Source organism: Burkholderia sp. ABCPW 14, assembly GCF_001523835.1.
GTDB classification, from domain to species: domain Bacteria; phylum Pseudomonadota; class Gammaproteobacteria; order Burkholderiales; family Burkholderiaceae; genus Burkholderia; species Burkholderia mayonis.
This window is the reverse complement of record NZ_LOVS01000135.1, coordinates 10,958-31,517: the sequence shown is the minus strand read 5'-3', so window position 1 is coordinate 31,517 and position 20,560 is coordinate 10,958. Positions and strand designations below refer to the sequence as shown.

General features: G+C 68.5%; 16 protein-coding genes and 2 pseudogenes. 11 read left to right on the top strand and 7 right to left on the bottom strand.

Annotated features, from left to right (window positions below):
* Window positions 1-127: 127 nt before the first annotated feature.
* Both WS62_RS20820 and recG read right to left on the bottom strand, forming a co-directional pair.
* Window positions 128-1,087: a hydrogen peroxide-inducible genes activator gene (locus WS62_RS20820; RefSeq protein WP_066574701.1), complete on the bottom strand. Its 960-nt coding sequence runs from the start codon at window positions 1,085-1,087 to the stop codon at window positions 128-130.
* A 133-nt stretch (window positions 1,088-1,220) separates the two neighbouring features.
* Complete coding sequence (gene recG, locus WS62_RS20815) at window positions 1,221-3,800, bottom strand: ATP-dependent DNA helicase RecG (RefSeq protein ID WP_066574698.1); 2,580 nt, start codon at window positions 3,798-3,800, stop codon at window positions 1,221-1,223.
* A gap of 147 nt (window positions 3,801-3,947) precedes the next feature.
* Between recG and queA the strand changes: the two genes are divergently transcribed.
* The 5 genes from queA (at window position 3,948) to secF (ending at window position 10,100) form a co-directional block, all read left to right on the top strand.
* A complete protein-coding gene (gene queA, locus WS62_RS20810) occupies window positions 3,948-5,003 on the top strand; it encodes a tRNA preQ1(34) S-adenosylmethionine ribosyltransferase-isomerase QueA (RefSeq protein WP_066574695.1) in 1,056 nt (351 codons plus the stop codon).
* Between the two features lie 198 nt (window positions 5,004-5,201).
* A complete protein-coding gene (tgt, locus tag WS62_RS20805) occupies window positions 5,202-6,383 on the top strand; it encodes a tRNA guanosine(34) transglycosylase Tgt (RefSeq protein ID WP_066487377.1) in 1,182 nt (393 codons plus the stop codon).
* 290 nt (window positions 6,384-6,673) lie between these two features.
* Complete coding sequence (yajC, locus tag WS62_RS20800) at window positions 6,674-7,000, top strand: preprotein translocase subunit YajC (protein WP_066574693.1); 327 nt, start codon at window positions 6,674-6,676, stop codon at window positions 6,998-7,000.
* A 106-nt stretch (window positions 7,001-7,106) separates the two neighbouring features.
* Window positions 7,107-9,134, top strand: a complete 2,028-nt coding sequence (gene secD, locus WS62_RS20795) for a protein translocase subunit SecD (RefSeq protein ID WP_066574690.1) — start codon at window positions 7,107-7,109, stop codon at window positions 9,132-9,134.
* A gap of 15 nt (window positions 9,135-9,149) precedes the next feature.
* On the top strand, window positions 9,150-10,100 hold the full coding sequence (gene secF / locus WS62_RS20790; protein WP_059470806.1) for a protein translocase subunit SecF: 951 nt from the start codon (window positions 9,150-9,152) through the stop codon (window positions 10,098-10,100).
* A 164-nt stretch (window positions 10,101-10,264) separates the two neighbouring features.
* Here secF and WS62_RS20785 read toward each other — a convergent pair.
* Window positions 10,265-10,813, bottom strand: a pseudogene (locus WS62_RS20785) (MFS transporter); the annotation flags it as partial.
* Window positions 10,814-10,821: 8 nt separating this feature from the next.
* On the opposite strand from WS62_RS20785, the gene WS62_RS37505 reads away from it, so the two are divergent.
* Complete coding sequence (locus WS62_RS37505; RefSeq protein WP_197422890.1) at window positions 10,822-11,106, top strand: hypothetical protein; 285 nt, start codon at window positions 10,822-10,824, stop codon at window positions 11,104-11,106.
* Here WS62_RS37505 and WS62_RS34390 read toward each other — a convergent pair.
* The 4 genes and pseudogenes from WS62_RS34390 to WS62_RS20770 all read right to left on the bottom strand — a co-directional run.
* Window positions 11,022-11,231, bottom strand: a pseudogene (locus WS62_RS34390) (MFS transporter); the annotation flags it as partial. The gene WS62_RS37505 and the pseudogene WS62_RS34390 overlap by 85 nt on opposite strands.
* A 264-nt stretch (window positions 11,232-11,495) precedes the next feature.
* On the bottom strand, window positions 11,496-12,074 hold the full coding sequence (locus WS62_RS20780) for a YceI family protein (protein ID WP_066574683.1): 579 nt from the start codon (window positions 12,072-12,074) through the stop codon (window positions 11,496-11,498).
* A 66-nt stretch (window positions 12,075-12,140) separates the two neighbouring features.
* Window positions 12,141-12,701, bottom strand: coding sequence for a YceI family protein (locus WS62_RS20775; protein ID WP_066574679.1), 561 nt, complete (start codon window positions 12,699-12,701; stop codon window positions 12,141-12,143).
* Between the two features lie 11 nt (window positions 12,702-12,712).
* Window positions 12,713-13,273 (bottom strand): cytochrome b, encoded by a 561-nt coding sequence (locus WS62_RS20770; RefSeq protein WP_066574672.1) that lies wholly within the window; start codon window positions 13,271-13,273, stop codon window positions 12,713-12,715.
* A 260-nt stretch (window positions 13,274-13,533) separates the two neighbouring features.
* On the opposite strand from WS62_RS20770, the gene WS62_RS20765 reads away from it, so the two are divergent.
* From WS62_RS20765 to WS62_RS20745, 5 genes are all read left to right on the top strand, one after another.
* Window positions 13,534-14,190 carry a paraquat-inducible protein A gene (locus WS62_RS20765; RefSeq protein WP_066487391.1) on the top strand — a complete coding sequence of 219 codons (657 nt, stop codon included), beginning with the start codon at window positions 13,534-13,536 and terminating at the stop codon, window positions 14,188-14,190.
* Window positions 14,187-14,849, top strand: coding sequence for a paraquat-inducible protein A (locus WS62_RS20760; protein WP_066487393.1), 663 nt, complete (start codon window positions 14,187-14,189; stop codon window positions 14,847-14,849). Before WS62_RS20765 ends, WS62_RS20760 begins: the two co-directional genes overlap by 4 nt.
* The gene (locus tag WS62_RS20755) at window positions 14,842-16,497 is read left to right on the top strand and encodes a PqiB family protein (protein WP_066574670.1); all 1,656 of its coding nucleotides are present in this window, start codon (window positions 14,842-14,844) and stop codon (window positions 16,495-16,497) included. Before WS62_RS20760 ends, WS62_RS20755 begins: the two co-directional genes overlap by 8 nt.
* Entirely contained in the window at window positions 16,494-17,279 is a 786-nt protein-coding gene (locus WS62_RS20750) for a PqiC family protein (RefSeq protein ID WP_066574669.1), read from the top strand. The genes WS62_RS20755 and WS62_RS20750 overlap by 4 nt, the downstream gene beginning before the upstream one ends.
* Window positions 17,280-18,099: 820 nt before the next feature.
* Window positions 18,100-20,214 (top strand): site-specific recombinase, encoded by a 2,115-nt coding sequence (locus tag WS62_RS20745; protein WP_066574665.1) that lies wholly within the window; start codon window positions 18,100-18,102, stop codon window positions 20,212-20,214.
* The last annotated feature ends 346 nt before the right edge of the window (window positions 20,215-20,560 follow it).

Sequence of the window (20,560 nt, the reverse complement as noted above, 5' to 3'; positions counted from 1 at the left end):
AGAGGATTTTATACAATGCTATTGATTATTTAAATTTAATAAGTTTTATCTATGTGATAGGCAAAAATAAACGGAGCCACGAGGCCCCGTTCATGCGCGGCGACCGACCGGCCGCACGCGCCGCGCTTCAATTCACCGTCGCCGGGATGTCGAGCTTCGACACGCCGGGCAGATCGCATGCGATGATCGCCTCGCTGATCGCGTCGATCGCCGGCATACGCGTGAAGCTCTTGCGCCAGACGAGCACGACCCGCCGATCCGGCACCGGGTCCTCGAACGGCACGTACGACAGCAGTTCGGCATCCGGGCCGTTCGCATGCGGCCCCACTTCGGCGACCGACATCCGCGGCAGCACCGTGATCCCGACGCCGCTCGCGACCATATGGCGGATCGTCTCGAGCGACGAGCCCTCGAAGGTCTTCTGGATCCCGTCCGCGGTCTGCGAGAAGTGCATCAGCTCGGGACACACGCCGAGCACGTGATCGCGGAAGCAATGGCCGTTGCCGAGCAGCAGCATCGTCTCCTGCTTCAGGTCGGTCGCATCGATCTTGCGGCGCGCCTCCCACGGGTGCCCGGCCGGCAGCGCGACGACGAACGGCTCGTCGTACAGCGGCCGCACCATCAGGCCCGTTTCAGGAAACGGCAGCGCCATGATCGCCGCGTCGATCTCGCCCTGCTTCAGCAATTCGAGCAGCTTGAGCGTGTAGTTCTCCTGCAGCATCAGCGGCATCTGCGGCACGCGGCGGATCATCTGCTTGACGAGCGTCGGCAGCAAATAGGGGCCGATCGTATAGATCACGCCGAGCCGGAACGGCCCGATGAGCGGGTCCTTGCCCTGCTTCGCGATCTCCTTGATCGCGAACGTCTGCTCGAGCACGCGCTGTGCCTGCGTGACAATCTGGTCGCCGATCGGCGTCACGCTCACCTCGCTCGCGCCGCGCTCGAAGATCTGCACGTTCAGCTCGTCTTCCAGCTTCTTGATCGCCACCGACAGCGTCGGCTGGCTGACAAAGCAAGCCTCGGCCGCCCGGCCGAAATGGCGTTCGCGCGCGACTGCGACGATGTACTTCAGTTCAGTAAGCGTCATTGCGGGTTAATCAATCATTTCATGACGATAGATTAAATTTATACACTGGTTGGGCCGATTCGCCAACCTTCGTCGAAAAGATCCACTGTTGCGGCGCGCGACGAACGCCGCTCGAAAGCCGCTCGCCGCGCGCTCAGGCCTTCAGGTACTGCTCGCGCGCGCCGAGCCAGCGCGCGAGGTGCTGCGCAACGACATCCGGGTAGCCGGCGATGAGGCGCGCGGCCGCCTCCCGCGCCGGCTCGATCAGCCAGCCGTCGTTCTCGAGATCCGCGAAGCGCAGCATCGCCGCGCCCGACTGGCGCGCGCCGAGGAACTCGCCGGGGCCGCGGATCTCCAGGTCGCGGCGCGCGATCTCGAAGCCGTCGGTCGTCTCGCGCATCGTCTTCAGGCGCGCGCGGCCCGCGATCGACAACGGCCCGCTGTACATCAGCACGCACACCGACGCGGCGGTGCCGCGCCCGACCCGCCCGCGCAGCTGGTGCAATTGCGCGAGCCCGAAGCGCTCCGCATGCTCGATCACCATCAGCGACGCGTTCGGCACGTCGACGCCGACTTCGATCACCGTCGTCGCGACGAGCAATTGCACGTCGTTGCGCGAGAACGCGTCCATCACCGCCGCCTTCTGCGCAGGCGCGAGCCGGCCGTGCACGAGTCCGACCTTCAGCTCCGGCAGCGCGGCGGCGAGCGTCTCGTAAGTCTCGACGGCCGTCTGGAGCTGCAGCGTCTCGCTTTCCTCGATGAGCGGGCATACCCAGTACACCTGTCGGCCCGCGAGCGCCGCCTCGCGCACGCGGCCGATCACCTCGTCGCGCCGCGCGTCGGATACGAGCCGCGTCAGGATCGGCGTGCGGCCGGGCGGCAGCTCGTCGATCGTCGACACGTCGAGGTCCGCGTAGTACGTCATCGCGAGCGTGCGCGGGATCGGCGTCGCCGACATCATCAGCTGGTGCGGCTGGAAGCCCGCCGCGCCGTCGGCCGCGTTCGCCGCCTTCGCGCGCAGCGCGAGCCGCTGCTCGACGCCGAAGCGGTGCTGCTCGTCGACGATCACGAGCCCGAGCCGCGCAAATTCGACCGTGTCCTGGATCATCGCGTGCGTGCCGATCACGAGCTGCGCGGTGCCGAGCGCGGCCGCCTCGAGCGCCGCGCGCTTTTCCTTCGTCTTCAGGCTCCCGGCGAGCCACGCGACCGACACGCCGAGCGGCTCGAGCCAGCCGCGCAGCTTGCGCGCATGCTGCTCGGCGAGGATTTCGGTCGGCGCCATCAGCGCGGCCTGGTAGCCGGCGTCGATCGCCTGGGCGGCGGCGAGCGCCGCGACGACCGTCTTGCCGCTGCCGACGTCGCCTTGCAGCAGGCGCTGCATCGGGTGCGGCTGCGTGAGATCGTGCGCGATCTCGGCGACAACGCGCTCCTGCGCGGCCGTCAGCCGGAACGGCAGCGCCGCGTAGAGGCGCGCCGACAGCGACGCGCCGTCTTCGCGCGCGCGGCGCGGCATCGCGGGCGCGGCGCGCGTGCGGCGCTCTTCGTGCGCGCGCTTGAGCGACAACTGCTGCGCGAGCAGCTCGTCGAACTTGATTCGCGTCCACGCCGGGTGCGTGCCGTCGATGAGGGCCGTTTCGTCCGCGCCGACGCCGGGGTGATGGAGCAGGCGCACCGCGTCGGCGAGCGGCGGCACGTCGAGCGGCGCCAGATACGTGCGCGCGACTTCGGGCGGCAGCAGCTCGGGCAGCGGCGTGCGCGTGAGCGCGTTGTCGATCGCCTTGCGCAGATACGCCTGCGACACGCCCGCCGTGCTCGGGTAGACGGGCGTCAGCGCCTGCGGCAGCGGCGCGTCCGCTTCGACGACCTTGACCGTCGGATGCACCATCTCCAGGCCGAAGAAGCCGCCGCGAACGTCGCCGCGCACGCGCAGCCGCTGGCCGACCGCCATCTGCTTGAGCTGCGAGCCGTAGAAGTTCAGGAAGCGCAGCACGAGCTCGGCGTCCGATTCGTCGCGCAACTTCACAAGCAACTGGCGGCGCGGGCGATAGGCGATCTCGTTGTCGAACACGACGCCTTCCGTCTGTGCGATCTCGCCCGGCAGCAGCTCGCGGACCGGCGTGAGCGTCGTTTCGTCCTCGTAGCGCATCGGCAGATGCAGGACGAGATCGATGTCGCGCGCGAGGCCGAGCTTCGCGAGCTTGTCGGCGGTCTTGACGAGCTTCGATGCGGTCTTTGCGCTGGCCGCGTCGGCGGAGGATTTCGAGGTGGATTTCGCCGCGCGCCCGGCAGGCTTCGCCGTTGCGGCCGGCGCGACGTCGCGGTCGGCCTGTGCGGCCTGTGCGGCGGCCGGCACGACGCGGCCGTCGGCCGTGCGGCCACGCGGCGAGGCCGCACGCGGCCGCGAGCGCGCGCCAGCGGCGGCGGCGGCGTCGAATTCGGCCGGGGCCGCCGCGCGCCGCGCCTGCGCCGCACCGGCCGCACCGGCCGCATCGCGCGCGCCGTCGGCGCGCGCCGCGCCCGCCCCGCTCGACGCTCGACGACTGTCGCCCGACACCCGCCCACCCCGCGCGGCCCCAGCGCCATGCGCATCGCGCGTTTCGCCCACGCCCACGCCCACGCCCGAGTTCGTCCCGTCCCGCGCCGCGCCGCGCGCGGCGGCGCCCGGCGCGGCGTCTTCGGCGAAGGCGTCGGCTTCGACTGGATCGGCAACGGAACGGCGAACGGGCACTGGCATCGGGTAGAAGGCTAGCAAGTACAATAGCGGCTTTCACGTCGCACGAACGAGCAACGTCGGCAAGCCGCGCAACCCCGCCATCATAGCGGCTCGCGTGCGCCGCTACGCGCTTTGCCCGCTTGGCCGGCCGCCTCGACCCCGTTTCGCATGTTCACGCTTTCCGATTTCGATTTCGATCTGCCGCCCGAGCTGATCGCGCAAACCGCGCTGCCCGAACGCAGCGCGAGCCGCCTGCTCGAGGTGGACAACACGAGCGCGCCCCCGCGCCTCGTCGACCGGCGCTTCGCCGAGCTGCCCGCGTGCGTCGCGCCGGGCGATCTGCTCGTCTTCAACGACACCAAGGTGCTGAAGGCGCGCTTCTTCGGCCACAAGGCGAGCGGCGGCAGGATCGAGGTGCTGATCGAGCGCGTCACGGGCGCGCGCACCGCGCTCGCGCAGATCCGCGCGAGCAAGCGCCCCGCGCCCGGCACGACGCTCACGCTCGCCGACGCGTTCGACGTGACGGTCGGCGAGCGCGTCGAGCCGTTCTTCACGCTGCACTTCCCCGAAGACTGCCTCGTGCTGATCGAGCGCCACGGCCGGCTGCCGCTGCCGCCGTACATCGAGCACACGCCCGACGCGACCGACGAGACCCGCTATCAGACGGTGTTCGCAGCGAACCCGGGCGCCGTCGCCGCGCCGACGGCCGGCCTGCACTTCGACGACGCGGTGCTCGCCGCGCTCGATGCGCGCGGCGTCGAGCGCGCGACGCTCACGCTGCACGTCGGCGCGGGCACGTTCCAGCCGGTGCGGGTCGAGAACCTCGCCGAGCACAAAATGCACAGCGAGTGGTACGAGCTGACCGACGCACTCGTCGACAGGATCGCCGCAACCCGCGCGCGCGGCGGCCGCGTGATCGCGGTCGGCACGACGTCGATGCGCGCGCTCGAAGCGGCCGCGCGCGACGCCGAGGCCGCCGGCCGGCCGCTTTGCGCAACGCACGCGGAAACCGACATCTTCATCACGCCGGGCTACCGCTTTCGCGTCGTCGACCGGCTCGTGACGAATTTCCATCTGCCGAAGTCGACGCTCCTGATGCTCGTGTCGGCGTTCGCCGGAGTCGATACGATCCGCGCCGCGTACCGGCACGCGATCGACGCGCGCTACCGCTTCTTCAGCTACGGCGACGCGATGCTGCTCACGCGGCGCGACGACGCGCGCTGACGCATGCCGGCGCGCGGCGCCGTGCGCCTTGCACCGCGTGCGCAAGCGCAGGCACGCGAAGCGACACCCGTTTTTTCGCCGCCGCCGGCTTCCCCGGCGGCGTCTTCAACATGCGCCGGACTTGTCGATCCGGAGTCAGCGCTTTAGCGCATACTCCGGTCCCATGCAAAGCTATGCCGGTGGCAAGGAGTCCCACAGATGACCGAAGGTTCATCGCACGATACGGCCGCGGGCATCCGCCCGCACGGCGGCCTCAAGTTCGAATTGCTGACGACCGACGGCCGCGCGCGCCGCGCTCGCGTGACGCTCAACCACGGCGTCGTCGAGACGCCGATCTTCATGCCGGTCGGCACGTACGGCACCGTGAAGGCGGTGCAGCCGCGCGAGCTCGACGAGATGCGCGCGCAGATCATCCTCGGCAACACGTTCCACCTGTGGCTGCGCCCCGGCCTCGAGACGATCGCCGCGCACGGCGGGCTGCATCGCTTCATGGGCTGGAACAAGCCGATCCTGACCGATTCGGGCGGCTTCCAGGTGTTCTCGCTCGGCGATCTGCGCAAGATCACCGAAGACGGCGTCACGTTCGCGTCGCCGATCAACGGCGACCGGCTGTTCCTGTCGCCGGAAGTGTCGATGCAGATCCAGAAGACGCTGAATTCCGACATCGTCATGCAGTTCGACGAATGTACGCCGTATGCAACGAACGGCGTGCCGACGACGCACCAGGAAGCGGCCGACTCGATGCGGATGTCGCTGCGCTGGGCGAAGCGCTCGCTTGCCGAGTTCGATCGCCTCGGCAATCCGAACGCGCTCTTCGGGATCGTCCAGGGCGGGATGTTCGAGGACCTGCGCGACGAATCGCTCGCCGGACTCGCCGAGCTCGGCTTCCACGGCCTCGCGATCGGCGGGCTCTCCGTCGGCGAGCCGAAGGAGGACATGATGCGCGTGCTCGAGCACGTCGCGCCGCGCCTGCCCGCCGACAAGCCGCACTACCTGATGGGCGTCGGCACGCCGGAGGATCTCGTCGCGGGCGTCGCCGCGGGCGTCGACATGTTCGACTGCGTGATGCCGACCCGCAACGCGCGCAACGGCTGGCTCTTCACGCGCTTCGGCGACGTGAAGATCCGCAACGCGACGCACAAGAACTCGCTGAAGCCGCTCGACGAAACCTGCGGCTGCTACACGTGCCGGAACTTCTCGCGCGGCTACCTGCATCACCTGCACCGCGTCGGCGAGATCCTCGGCGCGCAGCTCAACACGATCCACAATCTGCACTACTACCTCGAGCTGATGCGCGAGATCCGCGAGGCGATCGAGACGCATACGTTCGATGCGTTCCAGAAGCGCTTCGCGGAGGACCGCGCGCGCGGCGTCGACTGACGGGGCGTGCGCGGCGGGGCGCGGCACCGCGTCGCGGGTCGCGCACCGCAAACGCCCGCCCGGCACGCGCCCGCGTCATGCCGGACGCGCGGCGCCGGGACGCTGCCGGACGACCACCATTGCCGCACCCGCCCCGCAAAACCTTACAATTGTCTTTCGCAACGCGCGCGAACGCTGACGGATCGAGGTTAACAGCTTGAAACCAAAGCGCATTTGCGCGGCTGTCGCGGTAAGGGCCGGTGGTAGAATAACCGGCTTATTTTTCGATCTTCCCTAACGGAGAGACCAACGTGTCGTTCATTTCCAATGCCTATGCGCAAGGCGCAGCGGGCGGTGCCGAATCGAGCCTGATGAGCTTCCTGCCGCTCATCCTGATGTTCGCGGTGCTCTACTTCATCATGATCCGTCCGCAAATGAAGCGGCAGAAAGAGCATCGCGGCATGCTCGCCGCGATGGCGAAGGGCGACGAAGTGGTGACGAGCGGCGGACTCGTCGGCAAGGTGACGAAGGTGTCGGAAGCGTACATCGGCGTCGAGATCGCCGAAGGCACCGAGGTCACCGTGCAGAAGGCCGCCGTCACGACCATCCTGCCGAAGGGCACGATCAAATCGCTGTAAGCCCCGCCCCGCGTCCGGCCACCCATCGCCCGCGCCGCGAAGCGCGCGGCCACGAGCGGCGCCGGACGCGACGCCATTCCAGCCAACCATCCCGTTCGGCCCCCTCATGAATCGTTATCCAATTTGGAAATATGTGGTGATGGTCGTGGCGCTCGCCATCGGCTTTCTGTACACATTGCCCAACTTCTTCGGCGAAGCGCCGGCGGTGCAGGTATCGAGCGGCAAGGCCACGGTCAAGCTCGGCGCCGACACGCTCGCGCAGGTCGAGGACGCGCTCAAGGCCAACCAGGTCCCGGCCGACGACATCACGTTCGACAATTCCAGCGCCAACGCGACGATTCGCGTGCGCCTGAAGGACACCGACACGCAGCTGCGCGTGAAGGACATGCTGCAAAAGGCGCTGAACGCCGATCCGAACGATCCGCAGTTTGTCGTCGCGCTGAACCTGCAGAGCGCGTCGCCGCGCTGGCTGACCGCGCTGCACGCGCTGCCGATGTATCTCGGCCTCGACCTGCGCGGCGGCGTCCACTTCCTGCTGCAAGTCGACATGACGGGCGCGCTGACGAAGAAGCTCGACTCCGACGCGTCCGACGCCCGCACGCTGCTGCGCGACAAGGGCATCCGCGACGGCGGCGTGAACCGCGTCGACCAGACGGTCGTCGCGAACTTCGCCGACCAGGACACCGCCGAGCAGGCACGCAAGCTGCTCGCTTCGTCCGTCTCCGAACTCCAGTGGGCGACGCAGCCGGGCGGCGGCGGCTATCAGGTCGTCGGCACGTTCACGCCGGCCGTCCAGAAGGCCGTCGAGGAAGCGGCGCTCAAGCAGAACCTGACGACCCTGCACAACCGCGTCAACGAACTCGGCGTATCCGAGCCGATCCTGCAGCAGCAAGGAAACGACCGCATCGTCGTCGAACTGCCGGGCGTGCAGGACACCGCGAAGGCAAAGGACATCATCGGCCGCACGGCGACGCTCGAAGCGCGCCTCGCCGATCCGCTCAACACGCACCCGAACCCGAACGATCCGGTGCCGCCGGGCGAAGAGCTGTTCACGCAAGGCAACCAGGCGCCCGTGCTGCTGAAGAAGCAGGTGATCTTCACCGGCGACCGCATCATCGACGCGTCGGCGGGCTTCGACGAGCATCAGCGTCCGTCCGTGAACATCCGCCTCGACGCGGCGGGCGGCCGCGCGGTGCGCGCGGTGTCGCGCGAGAACATCGGCAAGCCGATGGCGATGGTGCTGTTCGAGAAGGGCAAGGGCGAGGTGCTGACCGTCGCGACGATCCAGTCGGAGCTCGGCGACCGCTTCCAGATCACGGGCCAGCCGACCCCGCAGGCCGCCGCCGACCTCGCGCTGCTCTTGCGCGCGGGCTCGCTCGCCGCGCCGATGGACATCATCGAGGAACGCACGATCGGTCCGAGCCTCGGCGCGGACAACATCAAGATGGGCTTCCACTCGGTCATCTGGGGCTTCGTCGCGATCGCCGTGTTCATGATCGCGTACTACATGCTGTTCGGCATCGTGTCGGTGGTCGGCCTGTCGGTGAACCTGCTGCTGCTCATCGCGGTGCTGTCGCTGATGCAGGCGACGCTCACGCTGCCCGGCATCGCCGCCATCGCGCTCGCGCTCGGCATGGCGATCGACTCGAATGTGCTGATCAACGAGCGCATCCGCGAAGAGCTTCGCAACGGCGCGTCGCCGCAGATCGCGATCCAGCAGGGCTACTCGCACGCATGGGCGACGATTCTCGACTCGAACGTGACGACACTGATCGCCGGCCTCGCGCTGCTCGCGTTCGGCTCGGGTCCGGTGCGCGGCTTCGCGATCGTGCACTGCATCGGCATCCTGACGTCGATGTTCTCCGCAGTGTTCTTCTCGCGCGGTCTTGTGAACCTCTGGTACGGCGGCCGCAAGAAGCTGCAGTCGCTCGCGATCGGCCAGGTGTGGCGCCCCGCCGCCGCCGAAGCCGGCGCCGCGCCGCAGCTCGGCCAGGATGCGCGCGCGAACGCGCCGCAACCGGGCGCGCGCGTCGCCGCGCCGAAGCAGCCGGCCGGCGCGCCGCGCACCGGCAAGCCGGTCGCGCGCCGCCGTTCGGGGCCGGGCGTGCCGCCCAAGCAAGGCTCGTCCAATTAAGCGCCGGAGACGAACATGGAATTTTTCCGCATCCGTAAAGACATCCCGTTCATGCGGCACGCGTTGGTCTTCAACGTGATCTCGCTCGTGACGTTCCTCGCCGCCGTGTTCTTCCTGTTCCATCGCGGGCTGCATCTGTCCGTCGAGTTCACGGGAGGCACGGTGATCGAGGTCCAGTACCAGCAGGCCGCGCAGCTCGAGCCGGTGCGCGCGACGCTCGGCACGCTCGGCTACGCCGACGCGCAGGTGCAGAACTTCGGCACGTCGCGCAACGTGCTGATCCGCCTGCCGCTCAAGCAGGGCCTGACGTCCGCTCAGCAGAGCGATCAGGTGATGGGCGCGCTGAAGGCGCAAAGCGCCGACGTGACGCTGCAGCGCGTCGAGTTCGTCGGCCCGCAGGTCGGCAAGGAGCTCGCGACCGACGGCCTGCTCGCGCTCGCGTGCGTCGTGGTCGGCATCGTGATCTACCTGTCGTTCCGCTTCGAATGGAAGTACGCGGTCGCCGGCATCATCGCGAACCTGCACGACGTCGTGATCATTCTCGGCTTCTTCGCGTTCTTCCAGTGGGAATTCTCGCTGTCCGTGCTGGCCGCCGTGCTCGCGGTGCTCGGCTACTCGGTCAACGAGTCGGTCGTCATCTTCGACCGGATCCGCGAGACGTTCCGCCGCGAGCGCAAGATGACCGTGCAGGAAGTGATCAATCACGCGATCACGAGCACGATGTCGCGGACGATCATCACGCACACGTCGACCGAAATGATGGTGCTGTCGATGTTCTTCTTCGGCGGCCCGACGCTGCACTACTTCGCGCTCGCGCTGACGGTCGGCATCATGTTCGGCATCTACTCGTCGGTGTTCGTCGCCGGCTCGCTCGCGATGTGGCTCGGCATCAAGCGCGAGGACCTCATCAAGGAGAAGAAGACCGCGCACGATCCGAACGATCCGAACGCAGGCGCGCAGGTGTAAGCGCGCTGTCGCACGAAAAAAGCCGGTTCCTCGCGAACCGGCTTTTTTTCGCCTGCGAAACGCGCCGCGCGATCCGCGCCGCCCCGCTCGCCGCTCCAGTTCACCGCCGCGCCGACGCGTACCCGTGCGCGCCAGCGCGCGCGACGCCGGACGCGACCGCCCCGCTACCGGAACCCGAATCGCCGCCGCAGCACGACGAGCGCCGCGAGGCCCATGAGCGCGGCAAAGATCCGATAGAAGCTCGGCGCGGTGCGCGTGCCCGTCGCACGGATCAGCCACGCGATGATGAACGGGCCGAACCCGCCGAAGATCGTCACCGCGACGTTGTATGCGAGCGACATGCCAGTCGTGCGCGTCTCGACCGAAAAGACCTCCGGCAGCAGGCCCGGCAGCGCCGCGAAATAGCCGGTCATCAGGAACGCGAACACGACCTGCACGGCGATCAGCGCGCCGAACGTCGGATGCGCGGCAAGCCACGCGAACGCCGAATAGACCGGCACGAGGATCGCGAGCGCGAGCGCGAACATCGTCCGCACGCGGCCATGACGATCGGACCAGTGTCCGACCACCGGCGCGAAGACCATCTGGATCGCGCCGACGACGAGGATCGCGGCGAACGCGGCCGACGACGCGAGCCCCAGCTCCTTCACGCCGGAAGTCGGCATGAACAGCACGAGATAAGTCGCGACGGTGCCGAGCACGACCGCGCCGAGCGGGCCGCATGAAGAACGACACGCCGAACGTGTCGAACGTGTCGAACGTGTCGAACGTGTCGAACGTGTCGAACGTGTCGAACGTGTCGAACGTGTCGAACGTGTCGAACGTGTCGAACGTGTCGAACGTGTCGAACGTGCCGAACGTGCCGAACGTGCCGAACGTGCCGAACGTGTCGAACGTGCCGAACGTGCCGAACGTGTCGAACGTGTCGAACGTGCCGAGCAGCGACACGGCGGCGTTGCAGGTCGGGAAGAAGAGCCGGGAGATCGTGACCACGAAGAAACCGTAGACGACGGGATCGAACCATTCGAGCGCGTTGCCGATCGACGCGGCGACGACCGCCCGCCACACGCGCGGCGCAACGGGAACGGCGGCGGGAGCCGGAGCGGACGAAGCCGCGGGCGCAGCATCCATGGCGTCTCCTGAAATCGTTACGACCGTCGATTGTCGTTCTGGCCGAACCTGACATCCGACATCCGACATCCGACATCCGGCATCCGGCATCCGACGCCCGGCGCGCGCCGCCGCCCGAACACGGGTCGCGGCACGGATGCGGACGATGATAGGCAGGCGCCGCGCGCGCCAAAAAAGAACCGCCGCGCCCGATGCGGGACGCGGCGGTTCGCCGAAGCAAGGCAGCCGCCGCGCATCGCGGGCGGCGCATCGCGTCGCTTCGCGTTACTGCTTGACCGCTTCGGCCGAGATGAGGAGCTTCGTCTTCATCTTGAAGCCGTACTGCTTGCCATAGTCGAGGCCGAAGTCGTCGCGGTTGAACTCGCCGACCGCGTCGACGCCGCACACTTCCTTCTTCAGCATCGGGTGCGGCATGCACTTGAACGAATCGATCTTGAGCGTCAGCGGCTTCGTGACGCCGTGCAGCGTCAGATTGCCGACGACTTCGGCCGGCTTGTCGCCTTCGAACTTGATCGTGCCCTTGTAGGTCGCTTCCGGGTACTTCGCCGCATCGAAGAAGTCCGGCGTCTGCAGGTGCTCGTCGAGCTTCTGGCTGCCGGTCGCGATCGACGCGACCTTCGTCGTCACGTCGACGGTGCCCGTCTTCGCCGCGCGGTCGAGCGTCACGGTGCCGCTCGACTGGCCGAACTTGCCGCGCCACACCGACAGGCCGCCGAAGTGATCGGCCTCGAAGCTCGGATACGTGTGGCTCGGATCGAACTGGTACGTCGACGGCGCCGCGTGCGCCGAGAACGACAGTGCGGCGGCGAGCGCGCCCGCCGCGATCATCAGTTGCTTGTTCAAATCAATCTCCTTATGACAGCGCCGCGCTCTCGAGCGGCGCAGGGGTGGTGCGAACCGCCGCCCGCGCTATTTCGCGGCGACGATGTGAAACTTGATCTGCACTTCGTCGGCGACGACGGACGTGTCCTTCCATTCGCCCGTGCCGACGTTGAACGTCGAGCGCTTGATCGGCAGCACGCCGTCGAAGACCTGCGCCGCGCCGTTCTGCGTGATCGTCACGGGCACGGTCACGGGCACCGTCTTGCCCTTGATCGTCAGCTTGCCCGACACGTTGTACTTGTTGCCGCCCGCGGGCGCGATCGCGGTCGACACGAAGCTCGCCTGCGGAAACGCCTTCGCGTCGAACCAGTCCTTGCCCGCGACCTGGTCGTTGTACATCTGGTCGCCGAGATCGTAGCTCGCGACGTCGATCGTCATCTGCGCGCTGCCTTGCGCGGCCTTCGCCGGATCAAACTTGATCTGCGCGGCGAACTTCTTGAACACGCCTTCCGTCGGCACGTTCATCTGCTTCGAGACGGCCGACACCTTGCTCTTCGCGAGATCGACCTGCGCGAACGCGGCGCCCGACACGGCGACCGAAGCGGCGGCGAACGCCGCAAGCATGTAGCGGTAGAACGAGACTTTCATAACGATCCTTGTTATTTGAGGAAGGGAAGCATCCGCGTCAGCACGCCGTCGCGGTTGAACCATTGGTGCTTGACGGCCGCCGCGACGTGCGCGGCGACGAGCGCGAGCAGGCCGTAGTTGAGCGCGACGTGCGCGGCCTTCAGCACCGCCTTCAGCGCGGGATCGGGGTCGATCAGGCGCGGCAGCGGCACGAGCCCGAGATAGACGACCGGAATGTTCGCGGCCGAGCTGTACAGGTAGCCCGTCACGGGAATCGCGAACATCAGCACGTAGAGGAGCGCGTGCACCGCGTGCGCGCCCGCGCGCTGCCACACGGGCATGCCGGCCGGCATCGGCGGCGGCACGTGGGTGGCGCGCCAGAGCACGCGCACGATCGCGAACGCGAACGCCGTGACGCCGATCCACTTGTGCCACGAATAGTATTTGAGCTTCGTCGGCGTGAAGCCGGGAATGCTCGTCATCACCCAGCCGAGCGCGAAGCCGCACACGATGAGCAGCGCGATCAGCCAATGGAGCGCGATCGCGGTGCGCGTGTAAGCTGCGGGTGACGTCGAAGACGAAAACGATGCCATGAAATCCTCAGTTCAGCGAAAAACCGCGCCGACGCTGCTGCTTTGCCCGACGCATGCCACGGCCGCCATGCTACCGCAACCAGTCGCGAATGGCAGAATCCCGGAACCCCCTGCCCAGCCGGCCGCTCCGCCGGGCAAGGCGCCCGGCGCCGCCGGCCGGTTGCCTGCACTTGACACCGCAAAAATCACCTTTTGGTAAGATTGGCGCGGGTTCTGGCCCTGTGAACGCGTCCCTGCGATGCCGCGAACCGTCCTTCCATATGGAACGAAACACCCTGATTGCCTGTCACGAATGCGACGCACTGTTGCACAAACCGCGCCTTAGCGGCAAGGATACCGCCCGCTGTCCGCGCTGCGACGCGCTGCTCTACCGGAGCGGCTCGGCGCAGGTCGACCGCATCTGCGCGCTCACGCTCGGCGCGCTCATCACTTTCCTGATCGCGCAAGGCTTCCCGATCCTCGAAATGGATGTGAACGGGATGCGCGTGCAGACGACGCTCTTCGGCGCGCTCGAGGCGATGTGGAATCAGGGGATGCCGCTCGTCGCCGTGATGGTGTTCTGCTCGACGCTCCTCTTTCCGCTCGTCGAGATGGCCGCGCTTCTCTACGTGCTCTTTCCGCTGCGCGCGGGCGCGATCCCGCCCGGCTTCAACGGCGTGCTGCGCGCGATCCAGCTCGTGCGCCCGTGGGGGATGATCGAGGTCTTCATGCTCGGCATCCTCGTCACGATCGTCAAGATGGTGAGCCTCGCGCGCGTGATCCCGGAGGCCGCCCTCTTCGCGTTCGCGGCGCTCACGCTGATGCTCGCCGTCGTCGTGATGTTCGATCCGCGCACGCTGTGGGACATCGCCGATTCGCTGCGCGGGCGAGCAGCCGGCGCGTCGCCCGGCTCGACCGACGAGGCGCAGGCGCAATGAGCGAAATCGTCACTGCGTCACGCGCCGGCATGGCGAGCTGCCACGCGTGCGGCCACGTGCAGAAGCTCACGCGCCCGTCGCCGGACTCGCTCAGCTCGCACGAGAAGCCCGAGCACTGCGCGCGCTGCGGCGCCGCGCTGCACCTGCGCACGCCGGACAGCATCGCGCGCACCTTGGCGCTCCTGCTCGCCGCCGCGATCCTGTACATCCCGGCGAACCTCCTGCCGATCATGCGCACGGCGTCGATCGTCGGCTCGCAGGAGGACACGATCATGAGCGGCGTCGTCTATTTCTGGACGTCGGGCGAATGGCCGCTCGCCGTCGTCGTGTTCGTCGCAAGCATTCTCGTGCCGATGCTGAAGCTCGGCGTGCTCACGATCCTCGTCGTCACCGCGCAACGCCGCTCCGCGTGGCGCCCGCACGAGCGCATCCGGCTGTACCGGATCGTCGAGCGGATCGGCCGCTGGTCGATGCTCGACATCTTCGTCGTCACGCTGACGGTCGCGCTCGTCCATTTCCGCTCGCTCGCGGTGATCACGGCGGGCCCCGGCGCGCTCGCGTTCGGCTCGGTCGTGATCCTGACGATGCTCGCGTCGATGCAGTTCGACCCGCGCCTCATCTGGGACAACGTAGAAAACTCAGGGAATCCTCATGAATAGACCGCAAGGCCCGCAGCACGACCCGAACGCGGCCCCTCCGTCCCCCCCCGGCGGCGAACCGCCGATACTCCCCGACCCCGTGATCACGCGGCGCTCCGGCTGGCTGCCGTCGCTCGTGTGGCTCGTGCCGCTCGTCGCCGCGCTGATCGGCATCGGGCTCGTCGTCAAGTCGGTGCTCCAGCGCGGGCCGGAGATCACGATCAGCTTCAAGAGCGCCGAGGGCCTCGAGCCCGGCAAGACGCAGGTCAAGTACAAGGACGTCGAGATCGGCATGGTCAAGACGATCACGCTGTCGAAGGATCTGTCGCACGTGCTCGTCGACGTGCAACTGAAGAAGGAAGCCGAGGACTTCGCCGTGAAGGGCTCGCGCTTCTGGGTCGTGCGGCCGCGGGTCGGCGCGTCCGGCGTGTCGGGACTCGGCACGCTGCTGTCCGGCGCGTACATCGGCGTCGACGCGGGCCGCTCGGAGGAGACCGAGAAATCGTTCACCGGGCTCGAGACGCCGCCCGCCGTCACGGGCGACCAGAAAGGCACCCAGTACGTGCTGCGCGGCGATTCGCTCGGCTCGATCGACATCGGCTCGCCGATCTACTACCGGCGCGTGCCGGTCGGGCAGGTCGTCGGCTTCTCGCTCGACAAGGACGGCACGGGCGTCACGTTCCGGGTGTTCGTCAATGCGCCGTACGATCAGTACGTCGGACTCAATTCGCGCTGGTGGCAGGCGAGCGGCGTCGATCTGCGGCTCGATTCGAGCGGCTTCAAGCTGAACACGCAGTCGCTCGCGACCGTAATCCTCGGCGGCATCGCGTTCCAGTCGCCGCCGAACCAGTCGGCCGGCCCGCCCGCGCCGAACAACATGACGTTCAGGCTCGGCGCCGACGAAGGCGATGCGATGCGCGAGCCGGACGGCGAGCCGGTGCAGGTCGTGATGAACTTCAACCAGTCGCTGCGCGGGCTGTCCATCGGCGCGCCCATCGACTTCCGCGGCATCGTGCTCGGCCAGGTGACGAACATCGGCATCGACTACGACCCGAAGACGAAGACCTTCACGATGCCGGTGACGATGAACGTCTACCCCGACCGGCTCGGCCGGAAGTTCCGCGAGGCGGCGCAGGACAAGGGCTCCGCGGCGCGGCGCGACGTGCTGTCGCGGCTCGTCCAGCATGGGCTGCGCGGCCAGCTTCGCACGGGCAACCTGCTGACGAGCCAGCTCTACGTCGCGCTCGACTTCTTCCCGAAGGCGCCGCCCGTGAAGATCAACCTCGACCGCGAGCCGGTCGAGCTGCCGACCGTGCCGAATACGCTCGACGAACTGCAGCTGCAGGTCGCCGACATCGCGAAGAAGCTCGACAAGGTGCCGTTCGACCAGATCGGCACGAACCTGAACAGCGCGCTCGCGAACGCGGACAAGCTGTTCAAGCGGCTCGACACCGAGGTCGCGCCCGAGGCGCGCGACACGCTGTCCGCGGCGAAGCAGACGTTCACGACCGCGGAAGCGACGCTGCAGCAGGATTCGCCGCTGCAATCGGACGTGCGCGGCGCGCTGAAGGAGCTGACGCGCACGCTGCAATCGCTGAACGCGCTCGCCGACTATCTCGAGCGGCATCCCGAATCGCTGCTGAAAGGCAAACCAGGAGATCAGAAATGACCGCACGCTCGCTCCGGCCGGCGCGCCTCGCGCGCGCCGCGCTCGCCGCCGCGGCGGCGGCCACGCTCGCGGCGTGCTCGTCGTCGCCGCCCGCGCGCTTCTACACGCTCGACGCCGCGACCGCGACGGCCGCCACAGCGCAAAACGCGAGCGCCAATCCCGCGTTCCTGATCCAGGTGCCGTCCATCGGCGTGCCGGAGCAGGTCGCGAAGAATCAGCTGGTCGTCCAGAAGAACGCCGCGCAGGTCGACGTGCTCGAAGAAGAGCGCTGGGCGTCGCCGCCCGCCGACGAGATTCGCCGCGCGTTGTCGTCGGCGCTCACGCGGCGGCTCGACACGATCGACGTCGCCGACGCCGCGTATCCGGCGGACGTGCCCGTCTATCGGGTCAGCGTGAACGTCCAGCGCTTCGAGTCGTGGCCCGGCAAGCACGCGGCGCTCGCCGCCGTCTGGAGCGTGCGCGCGCTGCCGAGCCAGGCGGTGATGACCTGCCGCACGGACGTCGTCGAGCCGGTGCAGCCGGGCTACGACGCGCTCGTCGCGGGCCACCGGCAGGCGATCGGCGAGCTCGCCGACCGGATCGCGGCCGGCGTGCGCGCGATGGCGACCGCGCGCGCGCCCGTCGCGGCGCGGGCTGCGATGAACGGCGCGGCGGCAAAGAAGGCCGCGGCTGCGACAAAGGATGCGGCGGCCAACGACGCGTCGTCGCTCGCGACGCCGGTCGTCCGCTGCCCGGCGAGTCCGTCCGCGGCGGACACGCAGCGTGTCGACGACGCGCCGTGACGTATGTGGCGTGCGGAGGACCGTGGGGCGCGAGGTCGGCGAGGGGTGAGATTCGTGAGATGTGGGATTCGCAAAGCGCGAGGTCTGTGAGGCGCGAGATCTGCGCGACGTGAGGTTCGCAAGGCGCGAGGGCCGTGAGGCGTGCGCTCCGCGAGTTGAGCCGGCCCCGGCGACCGATGCGTCCGCATTCGTCGCAACAATCGGCTCGACCGGGGAACTCGACCGCCTTTGCCAACTCGACTCGAGTCAGCCGAGTCAGCCGAGTCAGCCGAGTCAGCCGAGTCAGCCGAGTCAGCCGAGTCAGCCGAGTCAGCCGAGTCAGCCGAGTCAGCCGAGTCAGCCGGCGCGGACGCCTCGATCGACAAGCCTGGTTCGGCCGCCGCGACCGATGACCGCGGCGCGACGCGCATGCTCAGCCCAGACGACGCGATCGCGGAACCGGCCGTGACGCGCCCGCGCCGATGACCGCCCACCGCCCGCCCGACGCCGCCGCCCGCCCGCCGAGCCGAGCCGCCGACCGTTTGACACTGTTTGTCGATTCGCGCAAGGAACCGACAGCGCCGCCGACGGTCGCCTTGCGTTTTTCGTGTCGATTGACGATCCTACGCACCTTCCGGCGAGCCGGGGGCCAGCGCGCCGTGCTGCGCCACCCCGCCGTCGCCCCGGACCGTGCCGGTCCGTCATCGCGCCGCGAACCGCGGCGCCGCGCATGCGACGAACGCCAGAACGATTGCATGACCGACCGAACCGCCGCGCGCGCCGCCGGTTTGCGCAGCATCCCGACAGAACCCAGCCCTTCGGGGCGCCCGATATCCCGTTTATGTTCGAATCCCTGACGACCCTGATCAAGAAGTGGCGCGCGTCGCGCAGCGCGAGTCACCAGCTGGACGCGCTCCTCGCGACAGCGAACGCCGACGCGCCGTATGCGGAACGCGCCGAATGGCTGATCGAGCTCGCGCACTGGCTGCGGCGCGACGGCGCGATGCTGGCCGCCGCGCCCGCGCAGGCCGAGTCCGGCGAACGCACGTTCACCGCGCACGCGCGGCTGCGCTACGTGTTCCACGTGCTCGACCGCAATCCCGAATGGAGGACGAACGTCGCGCGCCTGCTGCGCGGCGTGCTGCGCGAGAGCGACGGCATCTCGCTGCTGTGCGACGCCGGGATGCCCGTGCATTCGGGCTTCTTCGGCGCGCTCGTCGAGCGGATCGACTCGTCGCTGATCCCGCCCGCGCCGAACCGCCGCGAGCTCGCCGCGCTCTTCACGCTGATGTTCCCGTCGACAGCCCACGCGCAGTGGATCGACGCGCTGCCCGACGACCTGCTCGCGCGGCTCGCAGATCTGTTCGCATTCGACGTGACGGAAAAAGAGCGCCACCAGCCCGGCTCGTTCTCGCGCGACCTGCTCGCCGCGCTGCACAACCTCACCTGCCAGATCAGCTCGACGGGCCTGTCGCAGACGGTGCGAAGCCGCCTGTCGGACGAGGACGCGCGCACGCCGCTCGAAGCGCAGCCTTTCTATCGGCTGACGCGCGCGATGCTCGCCGTCGAGACCGCACACGCGGCGCTCGACGACGGCGGCGATCCGAGCAAGCTGCTGCACGAAGTCAACTATCTGCGCGTGCTGCTCGACGAGTGCCGCGTGTCCATCGACGACGTGTTCTCGCATCTGTACCGCAACGGCGTATCGGTCGACATCGTGTTCCAGGTCGAGCGGATGCGCATGCGCATCCTGCGCGCGGAGACGCTCCTGAACGCGTGGATGACGCGCGACGACCTGCGCGGGCTCGCGCACCTGACGGCCGAGCTCGTCGACGCGAACCAGAACAGCCAGAGCGTGTCGCACCTCGTGCGCAGCAACTTCGCCCTCTTCGCGCGCAAGCTCGTCGAGACGAACGCCGACACGGGCGAGCACTACATCTCGCGCGGCCGCGCCGAGTATCTGAAGATGCTGCGGATGGCGGCGGGCGGCGGTCTCGTGACGGTCGCGACCGTCTGCATCAAGTTCGGAATCACGGGCATGCATCTGCAGTCGATGCTCGAAGGACTGCTCGCCGGCATCAACTACGCGGCGAGCTTCATGCTGATGCACTTCCTGCACTACACGCTCGCGACGAAGCAGCCCGCGATGACCGCGCCGACGATCGCGCGCGAACTCGACGGCACCGGCCACGACGAAGGCGTGAAGCAGTTCGTGTCGTCGGTGATCGCGCTGATCCGCACGCAGGCGGCCGCGATCTGCGGCAACGTGCTCGTCGTGCTGCCCGTCTGCTTCGCGGTGCAGATGTTCGCGAGCAGCGTGCTGCACGCGAACGTGATCTCGCCCGAGAAGGCGCACGCGACCTTGAAATCGTTCTCGCTGTTCGGCCCGACGCCGATCTATGCTGCGCTGACGGGTGTGCTGCTGTGGGCGTCGAGCCTCCTCGCCGGCTGGGCCGACAACTGGTTCGTGCTGCATCGCGTCGGCGACGCGCTCGCGTACAACCGCCGCCTGCGGATCACGCTCGGCATCGCGGGCGCGGCGAAGCTCGCGCATTTCTGCCGGTCGAACGTCGCGGGCGTCGTCGGCAACGTCGGGCTCGGACTGATGCTCGGCCTCGTGCCGGCGATCGTCGGCGCGTTCGCGTTCTCGTTCGAGGTGCGGCACGTGACGCTGTCCGCCGGCTCGATCGGCGTCGCGCTCGGCGTGCTCGGCAAGGAAACGCTGCACTCGGCCGAGCTGTGGTGGGCGGTCGCGGGCGTCTTCAGCATGGCGATCCTGAACGTCGCGGTGAGCTTCGCGCTCGCGTTCACGATGGCGGTGCGCTCCCGGAGCCTCAGGCCGACCAAGGTGCGCGCGCTCGTCGCCGCGATCGGCCGCGCGGTGCTCGCGCGTCCGGTCAGCCTTGTCTGGCCGCCGCGCAACAGCGGCGCGGCGAGCGAATCGCGCGCGCATTGAGTGCGGCGGCAGCGCCGGCGGGCGGGCACCGATGCCGCAGGGCCGCCCGGCGGGCAGCCGCACGACGATGCGACGGCACTGACGGACGGCCAGCGGCAACGCGTCGCCAGGCGGCACGGCAGCCTGCCGGCGCGCGACGAAGCCGAACCGAACCAAGCCGCACCGAACCAAGCCGAACCAAGCCGAACCGGGCCGGGCCGGGCCGGGCCGGGCCGGGCCGAACCGAGCCGTCGCCGTCGCGACAGCCGTCCGACGCACGACGACACGCCGCGACATCGACATCGACATCGACATCGACACCGACACCGGCACCGGCGACACGAACCGCCGCCGCGCGGCCCGAAGC

Bases quoted from the DNA above. Each gene is read 5' to 3' on its own strand.
- WS62_RS20820 (WP_066574701.1), bottom strand. From the start codon at position 1,087: ATGACGCTTACTGAACTGAAGTACATCGTCGCAGTCGCGCGCGAACGC.
- recG (WP_066574698.1), bottom strand. From the start codon at position 3,800: ATGCCAGTGCCCGTTCGCCGTTCCGTTGCCGATCCAGTCGAAGCCGAC.
- queA (WP_066574695.1), top strand. From the start codon at position 3,948: ATGTTCACGCTTTCCGATTTCGATTTCGATCTGCCGCCCGAGCTGATC.
- tgt (WP_066487377.1), top strand. From the start codon at position 5,202: ATGACCGAAGGTTCATCGCACGATACGGCCGCGGGCATCCGCCCGCAC.
- secD (WP_066574690.1), top strand. From the start codon at position 7,107: ATGAATCGTTATCCAATTTGGAAATATGTGGTGATGGTCGTGGCGCTC.
- secF (WP_059470806.1), top strand. From the start codon at position 9,150: ATGGAATTTTTCCGCATCCGTAAAGACATCCCGTTCATGCGGCACGCG.
- WS62_RS37505 (WP_197422890.1), top strand. From the start codon at position 10,822: ATGAAGAACGACACGCCGAACGTGTCGAACGTGTCGAACGTGTCGAAC.
- WS62_RS20775 (WP_066574679.1), bottom strand. From the start codon at position 12,701: ATGAAAGTCTCGTTCTACCGCTACATGCTTGCGGCGTTCGCCGCCGCT.
- WS62_RS20770 (WP_066574672.1), bottom strand. From the start codon at position 13,273: ATGGCATCGTTTTCGTCTTCGACGTCACCCGCAGCTTACACGCGCACC.
- WS62_RS20765 (WP_066487391.1), top strand. From the start codon at position 13,534: ATGGAACGAAACACCCTGATTGCCTGTCACGAATGCGACGCACTGTTG.
- WS62_RS20760 (WP_066487393.1), top strand. From the start codon at position 14,187: ATGAGCGAAATCGTCACTGCGTCACGCGCCGGCATGGCGAGCTGCCAC.
- WS62_RS20755 (WP_066574670.1), top strand. From the start codon at position 14,842: ATGAATAGACCGCAAGGCCCGCAGCACGACCCGAACGCGGCCCCTCCG.
- WS62_RS20750 (WP_066574669.1), top strand. From the start codon at position 16,494: ATGACCGCACGCTCGCTCCGGCCGGCGCGCCTCGCGCGCGCCGCGCTC.
- WS62_RS20745 (WP_066574665.1), top strand. From the start codon at position 18,100: ATGTTCGAATCCCTGACGACCCTGATCAAGAAGTGGCGCGCGTCGCGC.